Below are 20,762 nucleotides of genomic sequence, written 5' to 3'. Positions count from 1 at the left end.
GGCTCCTTATCAGCGCTTCTTGCCAGTACGGCGGCGACGAACGATGAGCTTGTCGCTTTCCTTGTGTCCCTTGCGGGTCCGGCCCTCGGCCTGACCCCACGGGCTGACGGGGTGACGTCCACCGGACGTCTTGCCCTCGCCACCACCGTGCGGGTGGTCGACCGGGTTCATGGCCACACCACGGACGGTCGGGCGCTTGCCCTTCCAGCGCATGCGGCCGGCCTTGCCCCAGTTGATGTTGCTCTGCTCGGCGTTGCCGACCTCGCCGACGGTCGCGCGGCAGCGCGCGTCGACGTTGCGGATCTCACCGGACGGCATACGCAGCTGGGCGTAGGGGCCGTCCTTGGCGACGAGCTGCACGCGAGCACCCGCGGAGCGGGCGATCTTCGCGCCACCACCGGGCTTGAGCTCGATCGCGTGCACGACCGTACCCACCGGGATGTTGCGGAGCGGGAGGCTGTTGCCCGGCTTGATGTCGGCCGCGGGGCCGTTCTCGATCGGGTCGCCCTGCTTCAGCTTGTTCGGGGCCAGGATGTAACGCTTCTCGCCGTCCTTGTACTGGACGAGCGCGATGCGCGCGGTGCGGTTCGGGTCGTACTCGATGTGAGCGACCTTGGCCGGCACGCCGTCCTTGTCGTGGCGACGGAAGTCGATGACGCGGTAGGCACGCTTGTGACCGCCACCGATGTGGCGGGTCGTGATGCGACCGGCGTTGTTGCGGCCACCCGTCTTCGACAGGGGGCGGACGAGCGACTTCTCCGGGGTGGAACGCGTGATCTCGACGAAGTCGGCGACCGACGAGCCACGACGGCCCGGCGTGGTCGGCTTGTACTTACGGATACCCATGTTCGTGTGTCCTTATTCTTCGTCGGTCTCAGGCGCCCGCACCGAAGATGTCGATCGTGCCCTCGCGGAGGGAGACGATCGCACGCTTGGTGTCCTTGCGCTTGCCGATGCCGAAACGGGTGCGACGGGTCTTGCCCTGACGGTTCAGGGTGTGCACCTTGTCGACCTTGACGTTGAAGATCGCCTCGATGGCGATCTTGATCTCCGTCTTGTTCGCGCGGGGGTCGACGATGAAGGTGTACTTCCCCTCGTCGAGCAGGCCGTACGACTTCTCGGAGACGACCGGCGCGATGAGGATGTCGCGGGGGTCCTTGGTGTGGATGCTCACTTGGTGGCCTCCTTGTCGGCCTTGACCGGACCGGCGACGAACGCGTCGAGGGCGGCCTGGGTGAAGACGATGTCGTCGGCGCACAGCACGTCGTACGTGTTGAGCTGGTCGGCGACCAGGACGTGCACGTTCTGCAGGTTGCGGACCGACTTGAACGAGACCTCGTCGTCGCGCGTCAGCACGACGAGCAGGTTCGGACGCTCGGTGAGGCCCGCGAGCAGCGCCGCGGCGTCCTTCGCCGAGGGCAGCTCGCCCGTGACGACGGAGTCGACGACGTGGATGCGGTCGAAGCGCGCCCGGTCGGAGAGGGCACCGCGCAGGGCGGCGGCCTTCATCTTCTTGGGGGTGCGCTGGCTGTAGTCACGCGGCTGCGGGCCGTGGACGACGCCACCGCCGGCGAACTGCGGGGCGCGGGTCGAGCCCTGACGCGCCCGGCCGGTGCCCTTCTGGCGGTACGGCTTGCGCCCACCGCCGCGGACCTCGCCGCGCGTCTTGGTCGAGTGCGTGCCCTGACGAGCAGCGGCGAGCTGGGCCACCACGACCTGGTGGATCAGCGGGACGTTGGTCTGGACATCGAAGATGTCAGCAGGAAGGTTCGTCATGTCGTTCAGCCCTTCGCAGCCGTGCGGATCAGGACGATGCCACCGCGGGGGCCGGGGACGGCACCCTTGATGAGCAGCAGGCCCTTCTCGGCGTCAACGGCGTGGATCTGGAGGTTCTGGGTCGTCTGGCGAACGCCACCCATGCGACCAGCCATGCGCATGCCCTTGAAGACACGGCCCGGGGTCGAGCAGCCGCCGATGGAACCCGGCTTGCGGTGGTTGCGGTGCGCACCGTGCGAGGACGAGACGCCGGCGAAGCCGTGGCGCTTCATGACACCCGCGAAGCCCTTGCCCTTGGTCGTGCCCGTCGCGTCGACGCGCTGGCCGGCCTCGAAGGACTCGGCCGTGATCTCCTGGCCGAGCTCGTAGTCGCCGGCGTCGGCGGTGCGCAGCTCGACGAGGTGACGGCGCGGCGTGACGCCGGCCTTCTCGAAGTGGCCAGTCATCGGCTTGTTCACCTTGCGCGGGTCGATCGCACCGAAGGCGATCTGGACCGCGGAGTAGCCGTCGGTCGCGTCGGCACGAACCTGCGTCACGACGCAGGGGCCGGCCTGGACCACGGTCACGGGGACGAGCTTGTTGTCGGCGTCCCACACCTGGGTCATGCCGAGCTTCTCGCCGAGCACGCCCTTGACGTTCTTCTGAGCAACAGTCATCTCAACCACCGCCTCAGAGCTTGATCTCGATGTTGACGTCCGCCGGCAGGTCGAGACGCATCAGCGAGTCGACGGCCTTGGGCGTCGGGTCGATGATGTCGATGAGGCGCTTGTGCGTGCGCATCTCGAAGTGCTCGCGGCTGTCCTTGTACTTGTGCGGCGACCGGATGACGACGAAGACGTTCTTCTCCGTCGGCAGCGGGACCGGGCCCACCACGGTCGCGCCGGCGCGCGTCACTGTGTCAACGATCTTCCGGGCCGAGTTGTCGATGACCTCGTGGTCGTACGACTTCAGCCGGATGCGGATCTTCTGTCCCGCCATCTGATGAACGTCTCTCTCTCGCTTCTGACTACCGGTTCCCTTGGCATCCGACCCCCGCGGTCGGGCGTGTCGCGCCCGCTCCGCGGTGAAAGTCCCGCACCGAAGTGCCACTCTCGTCGTGATGACCCGGCCGAACCGGGTAACTTGCGCTTCCCTCGGGCCTCCGAGAGGAGTCCGAGCGAGTCCCCGTCAGGAGGCTCTCGAGGGGCGGCGGCACCGACATGGGTCAGCGACGCGCGTCAAGCAACCTGAACAGTGTGCCAGAGCGTGCGGGGCACTATCAAATCGAGGCGGGGCGGGCGCGCAGGTCCGCGGACGTGGCGCGCCGTCGGGGCTGCGGCCGTCAGGGCTGGGTTCGCGCGCACGCGGCGGTGCCGCCCGGCAGCTGGTGGCGGTGCGTGGCGACCCAGCGGTAGACCCGCGCCGCGAGCGGCGAGATGCCGGGGGCGAGCAGGAGCAGGCCGACGGGGCGCCAGGGGAGGGCCCCGTGCAGCACCGCGTGGGCGATGGCGCGGTGGCCCGAGCTGACGCGGCCGTCGGCCCCGACGAACTGCGCGGCCTCGTCGCACGCCTCCTCGGTCAGCCCGACCGCAGCGAGGTCGAGCTCCTGCCAGGGGCGGATCTCGAAGCGCTCGCGGCGGTCGACGACGCGGCGCACGAGCTGCACGCTGCGGGTGCAGAACCCGCAGTCGGCGTCGTAGACCAGCGTCGGCCTCACCGGCACGTGCAGCGTCGTCTCCACGCCACCATCCTCTCAGGCCGGCGCGAGGAACGCGCTCAGCGCCCCGGCATACATCGCCGGGTCCTCGGCGCCCATCAGCTCACGCGTGCTGTGCATCGACAGGGCCGCGGCGCCGAAGTCGACCGTGGTCGCGCCGGTGAGCGAGGAGGTGACCGGGCCGACGGTCGAACCGCACGGCAGGTCGCTGCGCGTCACGAAGGTCTGCATCGGCACCCCGGCCTGCTCGCAGGCGAGGCGGAACGCCGCGGCGCCGACCGAGTCGGTGGCGTAGCGCAGGTTGGTGTTGACCTTGAGCACCGGGCCGCCGTTGACGGTGATCTGGTGCATCGGCTCGTGGCGGTCGGCGTAGTTGGGGTGGGTGGCGTGGCCCATGTCCCCCGAGGCGATGACCGTGGCGGCCAGTGCGCGCCAGTAGTCGTCGCGGCCGCCTCCCCCGGCCGTCACGATGCGCTCGAGCACCGAGGGCAGCAGGGTCGAGGTGGCGCCCCGCTCCGAGGTACTGCCGATCTCCTCGTGGTCGAAGAGCACGAGCACCGGCACGTGGGCGGGCTCGGTGGCCACGGCGTCGAGCAGCGCGCGCACGCCGGCGTACGAGGTGGCGAGGTTGTCGAGGCGCGGCGCGGCGATGAGCTCGCGGGAGCGGCCGAGGCGCGTCGAGGGCTGCACGGGGTGGGTCATGACGTCCCACGACAGCACGTCGCCGAGGTCGACCCCGACCTGCTCGGCGAGGTAGCCGACGAAGTCCCCCGGCTCGTCGCCGACGCCCCACAGCGGCTCCATGTGCGACTGCTTGTTGAGGCTCAGCGCCTCGTTCTGGGTGCGGTCGAGGTGGATCGCGAGCTGGGCCACCCGCAGCAGGGCGTCACGGCCGTGGAAGGTGCGCGACTCGACGCCCTGCGCGCCCCGCACGGCCACCCGGCCGGCGAGGCCGAGGTCGCGGTCGAGCCACGAGCTGAGGAGGAGGCCGCCGTAGGGCTCGACGCCGAGCAGCTGCCAGCCCGCCCGTGCATGGTCCGGGTGGGGCTTGATCCGCAGGTTGGGGCTGTCGGTGTGGGCGCCGACGACGCGGAAGCCGGCGGCGGGCCCGGCGCCCGAGCCGTGCGCCCCCGTCGTGTCCCACGCGATGAGCGAGCCGCCGCGCACGAGGTAACGCCGGCCCGGGTCGGTCGGCCACGGCGCCGTCTCGACGACCTCGGTGAAGCCCGCCTCGCGGAGGCGGGACGCGGCCTGCTCGCAGGCGTGGAACGGGGTCGGGCTCGCGTCGACGTAGTCGATCAGGCCCTGGGCCTCGGTGTCGGTGTCGAAGGAGTGCGCCATGGCGCGACCCTATCCGCCGCGCCGGCACGAGTGCCCGCCGGGCACGACCGGGGTGGCAGGATCGTGGGATGCCCGACACCACGCTGGCGGCCCTCGTCGACGACCTCGCCTCCCCCGACCCCGCGGTGCGCGACGAGCACGCGTATGCCGCCCTGACGCGCCTCGTGCGCGCGGGCGCGGTCGGCCCGGGCGACCTCCCGTGGCTCGTCTCCACGATGCTCGAGCGGCTCGGCGACGAGCGCACCGAGGTGCGCACCTTCGCGCCGCTCGTGCTGGCCGCGCTCGTCGAGGCCGGCGACGCGAACGGGGTCGACCCCGCCGAGGTGGCCCGCGACTGGGTGCCGGCCGTGGCGCGGTGGTACGTCGGCGAGGCCGACCTGCGCGGCCACGACCCGCAGCTCGGCTGGCTGCACGCCGTCGCCCACGGGGCCGACTTCTTCGGCGCGTGCGGCAGCGCGGGCGTGGGCGAGGCCGAGCCCCTGCTCGACGCCCTCGCGCAGCGCCTCGTCGCCCCGACGCCGTTCGTGTGGCGCGACCAGGAGGACGACCGCCTCGCGTGCGCCCTCGCCCTCGTGCTGGCGCGCCCCGGCCTCGGGGCCGACGCGGCGACCGGCTGGCTCGGGCCGGTGCGGGCCCTCTTCGCCACCGGGGCACCCGGGGCGGTGCCGGCCGAGGCGAGCAACACGATGCGGACGCTGCGCTCGCTGCACGTCGCGCTCGGCGAGCAGGTGCTGCGCAGCGGCGAACCGGTCCCCGTCGAGCACGCCGCCCTCGTCCGCACCGAGGTGGCCGCGGTGCTGGCGGAGGTCACGCCCTGGTTCTGGGCGCCGCTCCCCCGCTGACGGGCCGCTTCCCCGCCCACGGGCCGCTCCCCGCCGACGGGCGGCGCCGCAGCCGGGCACGCGGAAGGGCCCGCCCCGCCGAAGCGGAACGGGCCCTGCCGTTGGAGCTGGTGCTGCGGTGCAGCGTCAGGTCACTTGACGATCTTGGTGACCTTGCCGGCGCCGACCGTGCGGCCACCCTCGCGGATGGCGAAGTTCAGGCCCTCCTCCATGGCGATCGGCTGGATGAGCTCGACCGACATGTCGGTGTTGTCGCCGGGCATGACCATCTCGGTGCCCTCGGGGAGGTGCACGACGCCGGTCACGTCCGTGGTGCGGAAGTAGAACTGCGGGCGGTAGTTGTCGTAGAACGGCGTGTGACGGCCACCCTCGTCCTTGCCCAGGATGTAGACCTGGGCCTCGAAGTTGGTGTGGGGCGTGATCGAGCCGGGCTTGACGACGACCTGGCCGCGCTCGACGTCCTCGCGCTTGACACCACGAAGGAGCAGGCCGACGTTCTCACCGGCGCGACCCTCGTCGAGCAGCTTGCGGAACATCTCGACGCCGGTGACCGTGGTCTTCGTGGCCGGGCCGGTGTGGATGCCGACGATCTCGATCTCCTCGTTGACCTTGAGGACACCGCGCTCGATGCGGCCGGTGACGACCGTGCCACGACCGGTGATCGTGAAGACGTCCTCGACGGGCATGAGGAACGGCTTGTCGATGTCGCGCTCGGGCTCCGGGATGTAGGTGTCCACGGCGTCCATGAGGTCGAGGACCGACTGGCCCCACTCCGCGTCGCCCTCGAGGGCCTTGAGCGCCGACACCTTGACGACGGGGAGGTCGTCGCCGGGGAACTCGTAGCCCGAGAGGAGCTCACGGACCTCCATCTCGACGAGCTCGAGGATCTCCTCGTCGTCGACCATGTCGGCCTTGTTGAGCGCCACGACGATGTAGGGGACGCCGACCTGCTTGGCGAGCAGGACGTGCTCCTTCGTCTGCGGCATCGGGCCGTCGGTGGCGGCGACCACGAGGATCGCGCCGTCCATCTGGGCCGCACCGGTGATCATGTTCTTGACGTAGTCAGCGTGACCCGGGCAGTCGACGTGGGCGTAGTGACGACCCTCCGTCTGGTACTCGATGTGCGCGATCGAGATCGTGATGCCGCGCTGGCGCTCCTCGGGAGCCTTGTCGATGTCCTCGAACGCGAACTGGGGGTTCAGGTCGGGGTACTTGTCGTGCAGAACCTTGGAAATCGCAGCCGTCAGCGTCGTCTTGCCGTGGTCAATGTGACCGATGGTGCCGATGTTGACGTGCGGCTTGGTCCGCTCGAACTTTGCCTTCGCCACTGTGGTCCTCCTCAGGACTTTGTGTGTTACGCCGTACGACCAGGGCAGGACGTGGCGCGATGGGGTGGTTTCCGATGGAAGAGACTACGGGATGTCCCGCAGTCACTCCCCGCGGGTCTTCTTGATGATCTCCTCGGCGACAGCCTTGGGGACCTCTGCGTAGGAGTCGAACTCCATGGAGAAGCTCGCGCGACCCTGCGTCTTGGAACGCAGGTCGCCGACGTAGCCGAACATCTCGGACAGCGGGACGAGGCCCTTAACGACCTTGGCGCCGCTGATGTCCTCCATGCCCTGGATCTGGCCACGGCGGGAGTTGATGTCGCCGATGACCTCGCCCATGTAGTCCTCGGGCGTGCGCACCTCGACGGCCATCATCGGCTCGAGCAGGACCGGGTCGGCCTTGCGGACGGCCTCCTTGAGGACCATCGAGCCGGCGATCTTGAACGCCATCTCCGAGGAGTCGACGTCGTGGTAGGCGCCGTCGTTCAGGGTCGCCTTGATGCCCACGAGGGGGTAGCCGGCGAGCACGCCGTACTGCATGGCGTCCTGGATGCCGGCGTCGACCGACGGGATGTACTCACGCGGCACGCGGCCACCGGTGACACCGTTGACGAACTCGTACATCGAGCCGTCCTCGGTCTCGCCCAGCGGCTCGAAGGTGACCTGCACCTTGGCGAACTGGCCGGAGCCACCCGTCTGCTTCTTGTGCGTGTAGTCGTACTTGAGCACGGCGCGACGGATCGTCTCGCGGTAGGCCACCTGCGGCTTGCCGACGTTGGCCTCGACCTTGAACTCCCGCTTCATGCGGTCGACCAGGATGTCGAGGTGCAGCTCGCCCATGCCGGCGATGATCGTCTGGCCGGTGTCCTCGTCGTGGTGGACCTGGAAGGTCGGGTCCTCGGCCGAGAGCTTCTGGATGGCCGTGCCGAGCTTCTCCTGGTCGCCCTTCGTCTTGGGCTCGATGGCGACCTGGATCACGGGGTCCGGGAAGGTCATCGACTCGAGCACGATCTGCTCGTTGAGGTCCGACAGGGTGTCACCGGTCGTCGTGTCCTTGAGGCCGATGGCCGCGTAGATGTGGCCGGCCATGGCCTCCTCGACGGGGTTCTCCTTGTTGGCGTGCATCTGGAAGAGCTTCCCGATGCGCTCCTTGCGACCCTTGGTCGAGTTGATGACGCTCGTGCCCGAGCTGATGTGGCCCGAGTAGACGCGGATGAAGGTCAGCGTGCCGAAGAACGGGTGCGTGGCGACCTTGAAGGCGAGGGCCGAGAACGGCTCGTCCTTGCTGGGCGCACGCGTCAGCTCGACGGTCTCGTCGCCGGGCTTGTGGCCGATCATCGGGGGCACGTCGAGCGGCGACGGGAGGTAGTCGACGACCGCGTCGAGCATCGGCTGGACGCCGCGGTTCTTGAACGCGGAGCCGCAGAAGACGGGGTAGAGCTCGGAGTTGACCGTGAGCTTGCGGATGCCGCCCTTGATCTCCTCCGGGGTCAGCTCCTCGCCACCGAGGTACTTCTCCATGAGCTCGTCGTCGGCCTCGGCCACGCGCTCGACGAGGGCCGTGCGGTACTCCTCGGCCTTCGCCTGCAGGTCGGCAGGGATCTCGGCGATCTCGTACTTCGCACCCATGGTCACGTCGCCCTTGGCGTCGCCGGGCCACACGAGGGCACGCATGTAGACGAGGTCGATGACACCGAGGAAGTCGTTCTCGGCACCGATCGGGAGCTGCATGACGAGCGGCTCCGCGCCGAGGCGGTCCTTGATCGTCTGCACGGTGAAGTAGAAGTCGGCGCCGAGCTTGTCCATCTTGTTGACGAAGCAGATGCGCGGCACGTCGTACTTGTCGGCCTGGCGCCACACCGTCTCGGACTGGGGCTCGACACCCTCCTTGCCGTCGAACACCGCGACGGCACCGTCGAGGACGCGCAGCGAGCGCTCGACCTCGACCGTGAAGTCCACGTGTCCGGGGGTGTCGATGATGTTGACCTGGGTGCCTTCCCAGAAGGAGGTCACGGCGGCAGACGTGATCGTGATGCCGCGCTCCTTCTCCTGCTCCATCCAGTCGGTCGTCGACGCACCGTCGTGGGTCTCACCGATCTTGTGGTTGACACCGGTGTAGAAGAGGATGCGCTCCGTCACCGTGGTCTTGCCAGCGTCGATGTGCGCCATGATGCCGATGTTGCGGACCTTCTTGAGGTCCGTCAGGACGTCGAGTGCCACGTCAGGTTTCTCGTCTCATTCGTCGTGGAGTGAAAATCGTGGGCGCCGTGTGCCCGTCGTGCGACGGGTGGGCGCGTGCCCGGTCGGTGTGCCGTGAGGGGTGCCCCGGCACACCGACCGGGCCGCTGGTCACCAGCGGTAGTGCGCGAAGGCCTTGTTCGACTCGGCCATCTTGTGGGTGTCCTCGCGGCGCTTGACAGCGGCACCGAGGCCGTTGCTCGCGTCGAGGATCTCGTTCATCAGGCGCTCGGTCATCGTCTTCTCGCGACGCTGACGGGAGTAGCCGACGAGCCAGCGCAGGGCGAGCGTCGTGCTGCGGCCCGGCTTGACCTCGATCGGCACCTGGTAGGTGGCGCCACCGACGCGGCGGCTCTTGACCTCCATGGCCGGCTTGACGTTGTCGAGCGCACGCTTGAGCGTGGGCACGGGGTCGGTGCCGGTCTTGACGCGGACGCCCTCGAGGGCGCCGTAGACGATCGTCTCGGCGATCGACTTCTTGCCGTCGAGGAGGATCTTGTTGACGAGCTGCGTGACGAGCGGGCTGGCGTAGACCGGGTCGACGACGAGCGGACGCTTCGGAGCGGGTCCCTTACGAGGCATCAGCTCTTCTCCTTCTTCGCGCCGTAACGGCTACGAGCCTGCTTGCGGTTCTTGACACCCTGGGTGTCGAGCGTGCCGCGGACGATCTTGTAGCGCACACCGGGGAGGTCCTTCACACGACCACCGCGCACGAGCACGATCGAGTGCTCCTGCAGGTTGTGGCCGACGCCCGGGATGTAGGCCGTGACCTCGATGCCGGAGCTGAGGCGCACACGGGCGACCTTGCGCAGGGCCGAGTTCGGCTTCTTGGGGGTGGTCGTGTACACGCGGGTGCACACGCCGCGGCGCTGGGGCGAGCCCTTGAGCGCCGGGGTCTTGGCCTTGCTGGCCTTGTCCTGGCGGCCCTTGCGGACCAGCTGGTTGATGGTAGGCAACCTGGTTACTCCATAACGTTGCTCGTTGTCGGCCGACCGGAGTCGGCTCCTTGGCTGTTCGGACCCTTGACCCCCGAGGTCGGGTGTGTCGGATCCGGTTCTCCCCCCTGCACTCCCCTGCCGTCCCGGCGCCCGGAGGGCGGTCGGAGGGAAGGGGTGCCCGGCGGGAGGGCTGCTCGTGGACCGCAGTGATGCCGTCCCGCGCGAGCGGGCAGACAGGGCACCGGGGCCGTCGTCGCACATGCCTGAGCGCATGTCTCAGACACAGTGTTCAAGCGTACCGGGGCGCGGCACGCCGACCAAATCGGATAGCGCACGCTGTCGAGGGCCGATGCGGTATGCCGTCGCTGGGCCGACGCGGGACGCCGTCGCTCAGCCGAGGCGCCAGTCGCCGGCATACATGTGCAGCACCGGCACGCCGAGCGCCTCGCGGGCCCGCGAGGCCCAGTCGGTGTGGAAGGTGTCCTCGACCGCGTGCGGCTCGGTGACGACGACGACCTCGCGCGCGTCGAGCCGGCCCACCTCCTCCACGAGCGTGGGCATCGGGTCGTCGGCGGTGATCTCACCCGTGACGACGACCTCGTGGCGCTCGAACTCGGCGAGGGTGCGCGCGAGGGCGGTGTCGGCGTCGGTGCGCGCCTCGGCGCGGTCGACGGGGCGCAGGGTCTCGAGGGCCTCACGCATCTCGAGGAGGCTGAGGTGGTTGAGGAAGGAGCTGAGCAGGTTGCGGTCGGTGTCGGCCGGGACGAGCACCCGGTAGGTGGCGGCCTCGTCCTCGTGCAGGCCGACGATCTTGTCGACGTCGACCGGGCGCAGCGCCTCCTCGGTGAGCACGATGATCGTCGGCGTGGGGCCGTCGGCGGGTTCGGGCGCGGGGGGCACCTCGGCGGTGGGCTCGGTCATGGCACCACCCTATCGACGGGACGGGACGACGAACCGGCCCGGCTCCCCCGAGGGGGAACCGGGCCGGTCCGCGGTCCGTCGGCTCAGGTCACCCGTGGGTGACCGGTGCCGGTCAGAACTGGTCGAGTCCGAGCGCCTCGTCGTCGAGGCGGATCGCCTCGCCGCTGCCCGTGCCGAAGCCTGCGTAGTCGTAGGCGTCGTAGTTGGGCAGGGAGTACATCGCGGCCTTGGCCTCTTCGGTCGGCTCCACCTTGACGTTCCGGTAGCGGGGCAGGCCCGTGCCGGCAGGGATGAGCTTTCCGAGGATGACGTTCTCCTTGAGCCCGAGGAGCGGGTCCGACTTGGCCTCCATGGCGGCCTGCGTGAGCACGCGGGTCGTCTCCTGGAAGGACGCAGCCGAGAGCCACGACTCGGTCGCGAGCGAGGCCTTGGTGATGCCCATGAGCTCGGGACGACCGGCGGCCGGACGGCCACCCTCGGCCATGACGCGACGGTTCTCGTCCTCGAAGCGACCGCGCTCGGCGAGCTCGCCGGGCAGCAGGTCGGCGTCGCCGGCCTCGATGATCGTCACGCGACGCAGCATCTGGCGCACGATGACCTCGATGTGCTTGTCGTGGATCGATACACCCTGCTGGCGGTACACGCGCTGGACCTCGTCCACCAGGTGCTTCTGCGCAGCGCGCGGGCCGAGGATGCGAAGGACCTGCTTGGGGTCGATCGCGCCCTGGACCAGCTTGGTGCCGACCTCGACGTGGTCGCCGTCACCGACGAGCAGGCGCGAGCGCTTGCTGACCGGGTACGCGTGCTGCTCGGAGCCGTCGTCCGGCGTGAGCAGGATGCGACGCGCCTTGTCGGTGTCCTCGATCTCGATGCGGCCGGTGGCCTCGGCGATCGGGGCCACACCCTTGGGGGTGCGGGCCTCGAACAGCTCGACGACACGCGGCAGACCCTGGGTGATGTCGTCGGCCGCAGCCGCACCACCGGTGTGGAAGGTACGCATCGTCAGCTGCGTGCCGGGCTCACCGATCGACTGGGCCGCGATGATGCCGACGGCCTCGCCGATGTCGACGAGCTTGCCCGTCGCGAGCGAGCGGCCGTAGCAGGCCGCGCAGGTGCCGACCTTGCTGTCGCAGGTGAGGACCGAACGGATCCGCACCTCGTCGACACCGGCCGCGTAGAGCGCGTCGATGACGACGTCACCGAGGTCGATGCCGGCGACGGCGAGGGTCTCGCCGTCGACGACGACGTCCTCGGCCAGCGTGCGGGCGTAGACCGAGGCCTCGACGACCTCGCTCGGCGCACGCGTGCCCGTGGTCTCGTTGACCTGGGCGATCGGCAGTTTGAGGCCACGCTCGGTGCCGCAGTCGTCCTCACGGATGATGACGTCCTGCGACACGTCGACGAGACGACGCGTCAGGTAGCCCGAGTCGGCGGTACGGAGCGCCGTGTCGGCCAGACCCTTACGGGCACCGTGCGTCGAGATGAAGAACTCGAGCACCGTGAGGCCCTCACGGAAGTTCGCCTTGATCGGGCGCGGGATGATCTCGCCCTTCGGGTTGGCCATCAGGCCTCGCATGCCGGCGATCTGACGGATCTGGAACCAGTTTCCACCAGCACCCGAGGACACCATCCGGTAGATGGGGTTCGTGCGCGGGAAGTTGGTCTCCATCTCCTTGGCGACCTGGTTGGAGGCCTGCGTCCAGATCTCGACGAGCTCCTGGCGGCGCTCGTCGTCGGTGATGAGGCCACGCTCGTACTGCGTCTGGACCTTGGCGGCCTTCGTCTCGTAGCCCTCGAGGATGACCGACTTGTTGTCCGGCGTGATGACGTCGGCGATCGAGACGGTGCAGCCCGAGCGGGTCGACCAGTGGAAACCGGCCTCCTTGAGGGCGTCGAGCGACGCGGCGACCTGGACCTTGGAGTAGCGCTCCGCGAGGTCGTTGACGATCGCCGACAGGCGCTTGCGGTCGACCGCACCGTTCTCGAACGGGTAGTCGAGCGGCAGCGTGTCGTTGAAGATCGCGCGGCCGAGCGTCGTCTCGAGCGTGAGGCTCGCGACGATGCCGTCCTCGCCGGCCTCGACACCCTCGGGCAGCACGTAGCCGGCCGGGGGCACCGAGTCGGTCAGGCGCAGCTTGATCGCCGAACCGAGCAGGATCTCGCCACGGTCGAAGGCCATGCGGGCCTCCGACGGGGACGAGAACGCGCGACCTGCACCCGGACCGCCGCCGTCGACGGCGTCGGTGAGGTGGTAGATGCCGGTGATCATGTCCTGGGTCGGCATGGTCACGGGGCGACCGTCGGCCGGCTTCAGGATGTTGTTGCTCGACAGCATGAGGATGCGGGCCTCGGCCTGCGCCTCCGCCGACAGCGGCACGTGGACGGCCATCTGGTCACCGTCGAAGTCGGCGTTGAACGCCGAGCAGACGAGCGGGTGGATCTGGATGGCCTTGCCCTCGACGAGCTGGGGCTCGAACGCCTGGATGCCGAGACGGTGCAGCGTGGGTGCGCGGTTGAGCAGCACCGGGTGCTCCGTGATGACCTCTTCGAGGACGTCCCACACGACCGGGCGCGCGCGCTCGACCATGCGCTTGGCCGACTTGATGTTCTGCGCGTGGTCGAGGTCGACGAGGCGCTTCATCACGAACGGCTTGAACAGCTCGAGCGCCATCTGCTTGGGCAGACCGCACTGGTGCAGCTTGAGCTGCGGGCCGACGACGATGACCGAACGGCCGGAGTAGTCGACGCGCTTGCCGAGCAGGTTCTGGCGGAACCGGCCCTGCTTGCCCTTGAGCATGTCGGAGAGCGACTTGAGCGGACGGTTGCCGGGGCCCGTCACGGGGCGGCCACGACGGCCGTTGTCGAAGAGGCTGTCGACGGCCTCCTGCAGCATCCGCTTCTCGTTGTTGACGATGATCTCGGGCGCGCCGAGGTCGAGCAGTCGCTTGAGGCGGTTGTTGCGGTTGATGACGCGACGGTAGAGGTCGTTGAGGTCCGAGGTCGCGAAGCGGCCACCGTCGAGCTGCACCATCGGGCGCAGGTCCGGCGGGATGACCGGGATCGCGTCGAGGACCATGCCCGACGGGTGGTTCGTCGTCATCTGGAAGGCGTTGACGACCTTGAGGCGCTTGATGGCGCGGGTCTTCTTCATGCCCTTGCCGGTGGCGATGATCTCCTGGAGCAGCTCGGCCTCGGCGTCGAGGTCGAAGGACTCGAGGCGCTTCTGGATCGCCGCGGCGCCCATGCCGCCCTCGAAGTAGAGACCGAAGCGGTCACGCATCTCGCGGTAGAGGATCTCGTCGCCCTCGAGGTCCTGGACCTTGAGGTTCTTGAACCGGTCCCAGACCTGCTCGAGGCGCTCGACCAGCTGGTCGGCCCGCTTGCGGATGTTGTTCATCTCGCGCTCGGCCTGGTCGCGGACCTTGCGCTTGGCGTCGGCCTTGGCACCCTCGGCCTCGAGCTCGGCGACGTTGCGCTCGAGCAGCTGCGCGCGGGACTCGACGTCGGCGTCGCGACGGTTCTGGATCTCCTTCTTCTCGACCTGGATCTGCGCCTCGAGCGACGGCAGGTCAGCGTGGCGCTGGTCGTCGTCGACGGACGTGATCATGTAGGCCGCGAAGTAGATGACCTTCTCGAGGTCCTTCGGGGCGAGGTCGAGCAGGTAGCCGAGGCGGCTCGGCACGCCCTTGAAGTACCAGATGTGGGTGACGGGGGCGGCGAGCTCGATGTGGCCCATCCGCTCACGACGCACCTTGGCGCGGGTGACCTCGACGCCACAGCGCTCACAGATGATGCCCTTGAAGCGGACGCGCTTGTACTTGCCGCAGTTGCACTCCCAGTCGCGGGTCGGGCCGAAGATGCGCTCGCAGAACAGGCCCTCCTTCTCCGGCTTCAGGGTGCGGTAGTTGATGGTCTCGGGCTTCTTGACCTCACCGTGGCTCCACTGGCGGATGGAGTCGGCGGTGGCGAGGCCGATGCGCAGCTCGTCAAAGAAGTTGACGTCGAGCACGTGGTTCCTTCTCTCGTAACTCTCGTTGAGTCAATAGGTCTGAGTGGTGTTCGTTGACGAGGGTGCGTATGCCGCCGAGCGGGCCCAGCGGCATACGCACCGCTTGTCGTGGGGTGGCCTTCTCAGACCTCTTCGACGCTGGACGGCTCGCGCCGGCTCAGGTCGATGCCGAGCTCCTCCGCCGCGCGGAAGACCTCCTCGTCGGACTCCTTCATCTCGATCGTGGTGCCGTCGCTGCTCAGGACCTCGACGTTGAGACACAGGGACTGCATCTCCTTGAGGAGGACCTTGAACGACTCCGGGATGCCCGAGTCGGGGATGTTCTCGCCCTTGACGATGGCCTCGTAGACCTTCACGCGGCCGGGAACGTCGTCCGACTTGATCGTCAGCAGCTCCTGGAGCGTGTAGGCGGCGCCGTACGCCTCGAGGGCCCAGACCTCCATCTCACCGAAGCGCTGGCCACCGAACTGGGCCTTACCGCCGAGCGGCTGCTGGGTGATCATCGAGTAGGGACCCGTCGAGCGAGCGTGGATCTTGTCGTCGACGAGGTGGTGGAGCTTGAGGATGTACATGTAGCCGACCGCGACGGGCTCCGGGAACGGCTCGCCGGAGCGGCCGTCGAAGAGGCGCGTCTTGCCCGAGGAGTCGATGAGGCGCACACCGTCGCGCGTCTTCAGCGTCGAGTCGAGCAGACCCGTCACGACGTCCTCGGAGGCACCGTCGAAGACCGGCGTCGCCACGCGCGAGCCCGCGGGGGCCTCGTGCGCGTCGGGGGCGATCTCCTTGGCCCACTCCGGGTTCCCCTCGATCTTCCAGCCGCGGCTGGCAGCCCAGCCGAGGTGGAGCTCGAGGATCTGGCCGAGGTTCATACGACGCGGCACACCGTGCGGGTTGAGCACGACGTCGACCGGCGTACCGTCCTCGAGGAACGGCATGTCCTCGACCGGCAGGATCTTGGAGATGACGCCCTTGTTGCCGTGACGGCCGGCGAGCTTGTCACCGTCGGTGATCTTGCGCTTGTTCGCGACGTAGACGCGGACGAGCTGGTTGACGCCGGGCGGCAGGTCGTCGCCCATGTCGGCCCGGAACTCCTTGACGCCGATGACCGTGCCGGTCTCGCCGTGGGGCACCTTGAGGCTCGTGTCGCGGACCTCGCGGGCCTTCTCACCGAAGATGGCGCGCAGCAGGCGCTCCTCCGGCGTCAGCTCGGTCTCACCCTTGGGCGTGACCTTGCCGACGAGCAGGTCGCCGTCGCGGACCTCGGCGCCGACGCGGATGATGCCGCGCTCGTCGAGGTCGGCGAGGACCTCCTCGGAGACGTTCGGGATGTCCCGCGTGATCTCCTCCGGGCCGAGCTTCGTGTCGCGGGCGTCGACCTCGTGCTCCTCGATGTGGATCGAGGAGAGGACGTCGTCCTGGACCAGGCGCTGGCTGAGGATGATCGCGTCCTCGTAGTTGTGGCCCTCCCACGACATGAACGCGACGAGCAGGTTGCGCCCGAGCGCCATCTCGCCACCGTCGGTCGCGGGACCGTCGGCGATGACGCCACCGGCCTCGAGACGGTCGCCCTCGTTGACGACGACGACCTGGTTGTAGCTGGTGCCCTGGTTGGAGCGCGCGAACTTGGCGATGCGGTACGTCTGGTACGTGCCGTCGTCGTTGGCGACGGTGACGAGGTCGGCCGACACCTCCTGGACGACACCGGCCTTCTCGGCGCGGACGACGTCGCCCGAGTCGAGGGCGGCGCGGAACTCCATGCCGGTGCCGACGATCGGCGCCTCGCTCTTGACGAGCGGGACGGCCTGGCGCTGCATGTTCGCGCCCATGAGGGCACGGTTGGCGTCGTCGTGCTCGAGGAACGGGATCATCGCGGTCGCGGCCGAGACCATCTGGCGCGGCGAGACGTCCATGTAGTCGACGTCCTCGCCGGGCACGAGCTCGACCTCTCCACCCTTGGTGCGCACGAGCACGCGGTCCTCGGTGAAGTTGTTCTGCTTGTCGAGCGGCGCGTTCGCCTGGGCGACGACGTAGCGGTCCTCCTCGTCGGCGGACAGGTAGTCGACGTCGTCGGTCACGTGGCCGCCGGTGACCTTGCGGTACGGCGTCTCGATGAAGCCGAACGCGTTGATCCGACCGTAGGACGCGAGCGAGCCGATGAGGCCGATGTTCGGGCCTTCCGGGGTCTCGATCGGGCACATGCGGCCGTAGTGCGACGGGTGGACGTCACGGACCTCCATCTGGGCACGGTCACGGGAGATACCACCCGGGCCGAGCGCGGAGAGGCGACGCTTGTGCGTCAGACCCGCGAGCGGGTTGTTCTGGTCCATGAACTGGGAGAGCTGCGAGGTGCCGAAGAACTCCTTGATCGAGGCCACCACGGGGCGGATGTTGATCAGGGTCTGCGGGGTGATCGCCTCGACGTCCTGCGTGGTCATGCGCTCGCGGACGACGCGCTCCATGCGGGACAGGCCGGTGCGGACCTGGTTCTGGATGAGCTCGCCGACCGAGCGGAGGCGACGGTTGCCGAAGTGGTCGATGTCGTCGACCTCGACGCGGACGTCGATCTCCTCGGCGTTCTTGACGCCCTTCATCGAGTCCTGGCCGTCGTGCAGCGTCACGATGAACTTGATCGTCTTGACGATGTCGTCGATCGACAGGGTCGAGTCGTTGATCGAGGCGTCGAGGCCGAGCTTCTTGTTCACCTTGTAGCGGCCGACCTTGGCGAGGTCGTAGCGCTTGCCGTTGAAGTAGAGGTTGTCGAGCAGCGTCTGCGCGGCCTCCTTCGTCGGCGGCTCGCCCGGGCGCAGCTTGCGGTAGATGTCGAGCAGCGCGTCGTCCTGGCCCTGCGTGTGGTCCTTCTCGAGGGTGAGGCGCATCGACTCGAACTCGCCGAACTCCTCGAGGATCTGGGCCTCGGTCCAGCCGAGGGCCTTGAGGAGCACCGTGACCGACTGCTTGCGCTTGCGGTCGACGCGGACGCCGACCATGTCGCGCTTGTCGATCTCGAACTCGAGCCAGGCGCCACGGCTCGGGATGATCTTCGCCGTGTAGATGTCCTTGTCGGACGTCTTGTCGGGCGTGCGCTCGAAGTAGACGCCCGGGCTGCGGACGAGCTGGCTGACGACGACACGCTCGGTGCCGTTGATGATGAAGGTGCCGCGCTCGGTCATGAGCGGGAAGTCGCCCATGAAGACCGTCTGGCTCTTGATCTCGCCCGTCTGGGCGTTCATGAACTCGGCGGTGACGAAGAGGGGCGCGTCGTAGGTCTGGTCGCGCTCCTTGCACGACTCGATCGTCTTGCGCGTCTCCTCGAAGCGGTGGTCACGGAACGACAGCGACATCGAGCCGCTGAAGTCCTCGATCGGCGAGATCTCCTCGAAGATCTCCTCGAGCCCGGACCGGTCCGGGACGTCGGTGCGCCCCTCGGCCTTGGCCGCGGCGACGCGAGCCTGCCAGCGCTCGTTGCCGAGCAGCCAGTCGAAGCTCTCCGTCTGAAGCGCCAGGAGGTCGGGGACCTCGAGTGGTTCGCGAATCTTCGCGAAGGACAGACGCCCCGAAGGGGTCTGTGCAGTGGACATGTTCGTCGCAGTACGCGAGGCAGCCAAGGAGGGTCCTTCCACGGGCCTTTTTCGAATCTTCAGATCCGCGTTGCCGCATGGCTCCGCTCGCGGGTCCCGAGGTCGTGCCGCCTGCCGGAAGGCAGGGAGATGACTCGACGGAGGTCGCGAAGGGAGGGCATGGGCAGCGCAAAGGCCTAGCCTACCCACAAAGGGCAGGAGTGTCCAGCCGGGTCAAGGGGCGGAGTTCTCCCACGGTGGCGAAGCCGGTCGTTGAAACCGGCGTGCCGTCCGTGGTCTGACCTGCCACACCCCCCGGACCGGGGGCTCGCATGCGAACGCGACGAATATGGACCCGAACCGGCCCCGCGTCAAGGGCCGCGGCCGACGGCGCGTCGCGACACGCCGGGCGCGACCGCCCCACAGGGCCCTGACCTGCACGGATGCCGACGGCCGGCATCCGCGATCGGCATCCCACGGCGGCCCGCCGCCCTAGCATGAACGCAGCAGGTCAACCCATGACCCTCGTCGCGAGAGGCACGCCATGTCCGATCAGCACCCGCCCGAGCAGCCCTCCTTCAACCGACCTCCCGGCGGTGACCCGACGACGCCGATGCCGAGCTCGTCGCCCGCGCCCGCCGGCGGCTCGAGCACGCCTCCCCCGCCGCCGCCCCCAGCGGCCCCCACGGGTGCGACGGGCGCGGCCCCCGGCTCGCCCTCCGGTCCCTCGGGCATGTCGAGCATCCCGGACCCGACCAAGGAGGGCGCGGGCTTCTTCAACGCGCTCTTCGACTTCAGCTTCACCAACTTCGTGACGCCGATCCTCGTGCGCTTCGTCTACCTGCTCGCCACCGTCGCGCTCGTGGTCAGCTGGCTGATCTTCGTCTTCGTCGGCTTCGCGCAGGGCGCCGGCACCGGCCTGACCGCGCTCATCCTCGGCCCGGTCTTCCTCGTCATCTACCTCGCCGTCATCCGCATGACCCTCGAGTTCTACCTCTCGGTCGTGCGCATGAGCGAGGACATCCACAAGCGCCTCCCCCAGGCCTGACCCGCACCACCGCCGTCGGGTGGGCACACGAGCGTGCCCGCCCGACGGTCACGGGGTCAGAGGGCGGGCTGCTGCTGGGTGATGCAGTGGATGCCGCCGCCCCGGTCGAAGAGCGGGCGCGCGTCGACCCCGACCACCCGGCGGCCCGGGTAGGCCTCGGCGAGCACCCCGAGGGCGCGGTCGTCGTGCTCGTCGCCGTAGGTGCACGCGATGACGCCGTCGTTGACGACGAGGTGGTTGATGTAGGACCAGTCGACCAGCCCCTCGGCGTCGGCCACGGTGCGCGGCGCCGGCACGCCGACGACCTCGAACCGCTCCCCGCGGGCGTCGCGGGCGTCCTCGAGCAGCTCGCGGAGGGCGCGCGACACGGCGTGGTCGGGGTGGTCGGGGTCCTGCTGCTCGTGGAGCAGCACGATGCCCGGGCTGGGGATCGTCGCGACGATGTCGACGTGCCCCCGGGTGCCGAACTCGTCGTAGTCGCGGGTCAGGCCGCGTGGGAGCCACACGCAGTGCGTGGCGCCGATGGTGCGGGCCAGCTCGGCCTCCACGTCGGCGCGCGCCAGGCCCGGGTTGCGGCCGGGGTCGAGCTGGACGGTCTCGGTGAGCAGCACGGTGCCGAGGCCGTCGACGTGGATGCCGCCGCCCTCGTTGACGAGGGGCGAGCCGATGACCTCCGCCCCGGCCAGGCCCCCGACGAGGGCCCCGATGCGGGCGTCGTGCTCCCACGACGCCCAGGCCTGCGCGCCCCAGCCGTTGAAGACCCAGTCGACCGCGCCGAGCCGGGTGCCGTCGGCCGAGCGCACGAAGCTCGGGCCGATGTCGCGCATCCACGCGTCGTCGAGCTCGGCGGTGACGATCTCGACGTCGGGGTGCAGGTGGGCCCGGGCGACCTCGACGTCGGCGGGCACGACGACCATGCGCACCGGCTCGAACGCGGTGACCGCGTTCGCGACCGCGGCCCAGGTGCGGCGTGCCGCGGCCACCTCGTCCGGGGTGTCGCCGAGGGTGTAGCCCTGGCTCGGCCAGGCCATCCACGTGCAGTCGTGCGGCGCCGTCTCGGACGGCATG

The 20,762-nt window shown here is 69.2% G+C and carries 18 protein-coding genes; 2 read left to right on the top strand and 16 right to left on the bottom strand.

Annotated elements, in window-relative coordinates; genetic code table 11:
* Positions 1 to 9: 9 nt before the first annotated feature.
* The 7 genes from rplB to ABD979_RS10045 form a co-directional block, all read right to left on the bottom strand.
* Positions 10 to 846 (bottom strand): 50S ribosomal protein L2, encoded by an 837-nt coding sequence (gene rplB / locus ABD979_RS10075; RefSeq protein WP_345507337.1) that lies wholly within the window; start codon positions 844 to 846, stop codon positions 10 to 12.
* A 28-nt stretch (positions 847 to 874) separates the two neighbouring features.
* Positions 875 to 1,174 (bottom strand): 50S ribosomal protein L23, encoded by a 300-nt coding sequence (rplW, locus tag ABD979_RS10070; RefSeq protein WP_345507336.1) that lies wholly within the window; start codon positions 1,172 to 1,174, stop codon positions 875 to 877.
* Complete coding sequence (gene rplD / locus ABD979_RS10065) at positions 1,171 to 1,776, bottom strand: 50S ribosomal protein L4 (RefSeq protein ID WP_345507335.1); 606 nt, start codon at positions 1,774 to 1,776, stop codon at positions 1,171 to 1,173. The genes rplW and rplD overlap by 4 nt, the downstream gene beginning before the upstream one ends.
* Positions 1,777 to 1,781: 5 nt before the next feature.
* On the bottom strand, positions 1,782 to 2,432 hold the full coding sequence (rplC, locus tag ABD979_RS10060; RefSeq protein WP_345507334.1) for a 50S ribosomal protein L3: 651 nt from the start codon (positions 2,430 to 2,432) through the stop codon (positions 1,782 to 1,784).
* Positions 2,433 to 2,445: 13 nt separating this feature from the next.
* Entirely contained in the window at positions 2,446 to 2,754 is a 309-nt protein-coding gene (gene rpsJ / locus ABD979_RS10055) for a 30S ribosomal protein S10 (RefSeq protein ID WP_009775966.1), read from the bottom strand.
* A gap of 343 nt (positions 2,755 to 3,097) precedes the next feature.
* Positions 3,098 to 3,496, bottom strand: coding sequence for a thiol-disulfide oxidoreductase DCC family protein (locus ABD979_RS10050; protein WP_345507333.1), 399 nt, complete (start codon positions 3,494 to 3,496; stop codon positions 3,098 to 3,100).
* A 12-nt stretch (positions 3,497 to 3,508) separates the two neighbouring features.
* Positions 3,509 to 4,813, bottom strand: a complete 1,305-nt coding sequence (locus tag ABD979_RS10045; RefSeq protein WP_345507332.1) for a M18 family aminopeptidase — start codon at positions 4,811 to 4,813, stop codon at positions 3,509 to 3,511.
* 68 nt (positions 4,814 to 4,881) lie between these two features.
* Here ABD979_RS10045 and ABD979_RS10040 point away from each other — a divergent pair, with 68 nt between their 5' ends.
* Positions 4,882 to 5,655 (top strand): DUF2785 domain-containing protein, encoded by a 774-nt coding sequence (locus ABD979_RS10040; RefSeq protein ID WP_345507331.1) that lies wholly within the window; start codon positions 4,882 to 4,884, stop codon positions 5,653 to 5,655.
* A 131-nt stretch (positions 5,656 to 5,786) separates the two neighbouring features.
* Here ABD979_RS10040 and tuf read toward each other — a convergent pair whose 3' ends face one another.
* From tuf to ABD979_RS10000, 8 genes are all read right to left on the bottom strand, one after another.
* Positions 5,787 to 6,983, bottom strand: coding sequence for an elongation factor Tu (gene tuf / locus ABD979_RS10035; protein WP_345507330.1), 1,197 nt, complete (start codon positions 6,981 to 6,983; stop codon positions 5,787 to 5,789).
* 102 nt (positions 6,984 to 7,085) lie between these two features.
* A complete protein-coding gene (gene fusA, locus ABD979_RS10030) occupies positions 7,086 to 9,203 on the bottom strand; it encodes an elongation factor G (RefSeq protein ID WP_345507329.1) in 2,118 nt (705 codons plus the stop codon).
* A 129-nt stretch (positions 9,204 to 9,332) separates the two neighbouring features.
* Positions 9,333 to 9,803 carry a 30S ribosomal protein S7 gene (gene rpsG / locus ABD979_RS10025; protein ID WP_345507328.1) on the bottom strand — a complete coding sequence of 157 codons (471 nt, stop codon included), beginning with the start codon at positions 9,801 to 9,803 and terminating at the stop codon, positions 9,333 to 9,335.
* Entirely contained in the window at positions 9,803 to 10,177 is a 375-nt protein-coding gene (rpsL, locus tag ABD979_RS10020) for a 30S ribosomal protein S12 (protein WP_020143255.1), read from the bottom strand. Before rpsL ends, rpsG begins: the two co-directional genes overlap by 1 nt.
* Before the next feature lie 372 nt (positions 10,178 to 10,549).
* Positions 10,550 to 11,080 carry a hypothetical protein gene (locus ABD979_RS10015; protein WP_345507327.1) on the bottom strand — a complete coding sequence of 177 codons (531 nt, stop codon included), beginning with the start codon at positions 11,078 to 11,080 and terminating at the stop codon, positions 10,550 to 10,552.
* A gap of 112 nt (positions 11,081 to 11,192) precedes the next feature.
* Positions 11,193 to 15,089 (bottom strand): DNA-directed RNA polymerase subunit beta', encoded by a 3,897-nt coding sequence (locus tag ABD979_RS10010; RefSeq protein WP_345507326.1) that lies wholly within the window; start codon positions 15,087 to 15,089, stop codon positions 11,193 to 11,195.
* Between the two features lie 122 nt (positions 15,090 to 15,211).
* Entirely contained in the window at positions 15,212 to 18,694 is a 3,483-nt protein-coding gene (rpoB, locus tag ABD979_RS10005) for a DNA-directed RNA polymerase subunit beta (protein WP_425583954.1), read from the bottom strand.
* A gap of 504 nt (positions 18,695 to 19,198) precedes the next feature.
* Complete coding sequence (locus ABD979_RS10000) at positions 19,199 to 19,381, bottom strand: hypothetical protein (RefSeq protein ID WP_345507324.1); 183 nt, start codon at positions 19,379 to 19,381, stop codon at positions 19,199 to 19,201.
* Between ABD979_RS10000 and ABD979_RS09995 the strand changes: the two genes are divergently transcribed.
* Entirely contained in the window at positions 19,380 to 19,694 is a 315-nt protein-coding gene (locus ABD979_RS09995) for a DUF4282 domain-containing protein (RefSeq protein ID WP_345507323.1), read from the top strand. The two genes, ABD979_RS10000 and ABD979_RS09995, sit on opposite strands and share 2 nt — an antisense overlap.
* A gap of 56 nt (positions 19,695 to 19,750) precedes the next feature.
* Here ABD979_RS09995 and ABD979_RS09990 read toward each other — a convergent pair whose 3' ends face one another.
* The gene (locus ABD979_RS09990) at positions 19,751 to 20,761 is read right to left on the bottom strand and encodes an agmatine deiminase family protein (RefSeq protein WP_345507322.1); all 1,011 of its coding nucleotides are present in this window, start codon (positions 20,759 to 20,761) and stop codon (positions 19,751 to 19,753) included.
* Position 20,762: the final 1 nt, after the last annotated feature.

Source organism: Terrabacter aeriphilus (assembly GCF_039542985.1).
GTDB lineage: Bacteria > Actinomycetota > Actinomycetes > Actinomycetales > Dermatophilaceae > Terrabacter > Terrabacter aeriphilus.
The sequence above is the reverse complement of the archived record's forward strand: the minus strand, read 5'-3'. Positions and strand labels throughout refer to the sequence as shown.

Bases quoted from the DNA above. Each gene is read 5' to 3' on its own strand.
- rplB (WP_345507337.1), bottom strand. From the start codon at position 846: ATGGGTATCCGTAAGTACAAGCCGACCACGCCGGGCCGTCGTGGCTCG.
- rplD (WP_345507335.1), bottom strand. From the start codon at position 1,776: ATGACGAACCTTCCTGCTGACATCTTCGATGTCCAGACCAACGTCCCG.
- rplC (WP_345507334.1), bottom strand. From the start codon at position 2,432: ATGACTGTTGCTCAGAAGAACGTCAAGGGCGTGCTCGGCGAGAAGCTC.
- rpsJ (WP_009775966.1), bottom strand. From the start codon at position 2,754: ATGGCGGGACAGAAGATCCGCATCCGGCTGAAGTCGTACGACCACGAG.
- ABD979_RS10045 (WP_345507332.1), bottom strand. From the start codon at position 4,813: ATGGCGCACTCCTTCGACACCGACACCGAGGCCCAGGGCCTGATCGAC.
- ABD979_RS10040 (WP_345507331.1), top strand. From the start codon at position 4,882: ATGCCCGACACCACGCTGGCGGCCCTCGTCGACGACCTCGCCTCCCCC.
- rpsG (WP_345507328.1), bottom strand. From the start codon at position 9,803: ATGCCTCGTAAGGGACCCGCTCCGAAGCGTCCGCTCGTCGTCGACCCG.
- ABD979_RS10015 (WP_345507327.1), bottom strand. From the start codon at position 11,080: ATGACCGAGCCCACCGCCGAGGTGCCCCCCGCGCCCGAACCCGCCGAC.
- ABD979_RS09995 (WP_345507323.1), top strand. From the start codon at position 19,380: ATGTCGAGCATCCCGGACCCGACCAAGGAGGGCGCGGGCTTCTTCAAC.
- ABD979_RS10000 (WP_345507324.1), bottom strand. From the start codon at position 19,381: ATGCCCGAGGGACCGGAGGGCGAGCCGGGGGCCGCGCCCGTCGCACCC.
- ABD979_RS09990 (WP_345507322.1), bottom strand. From the start codon at position 20,761: ATGCCGTCCGAGACGGCGCCGCACGACTGCACGTGGATGGCCTGGCCG.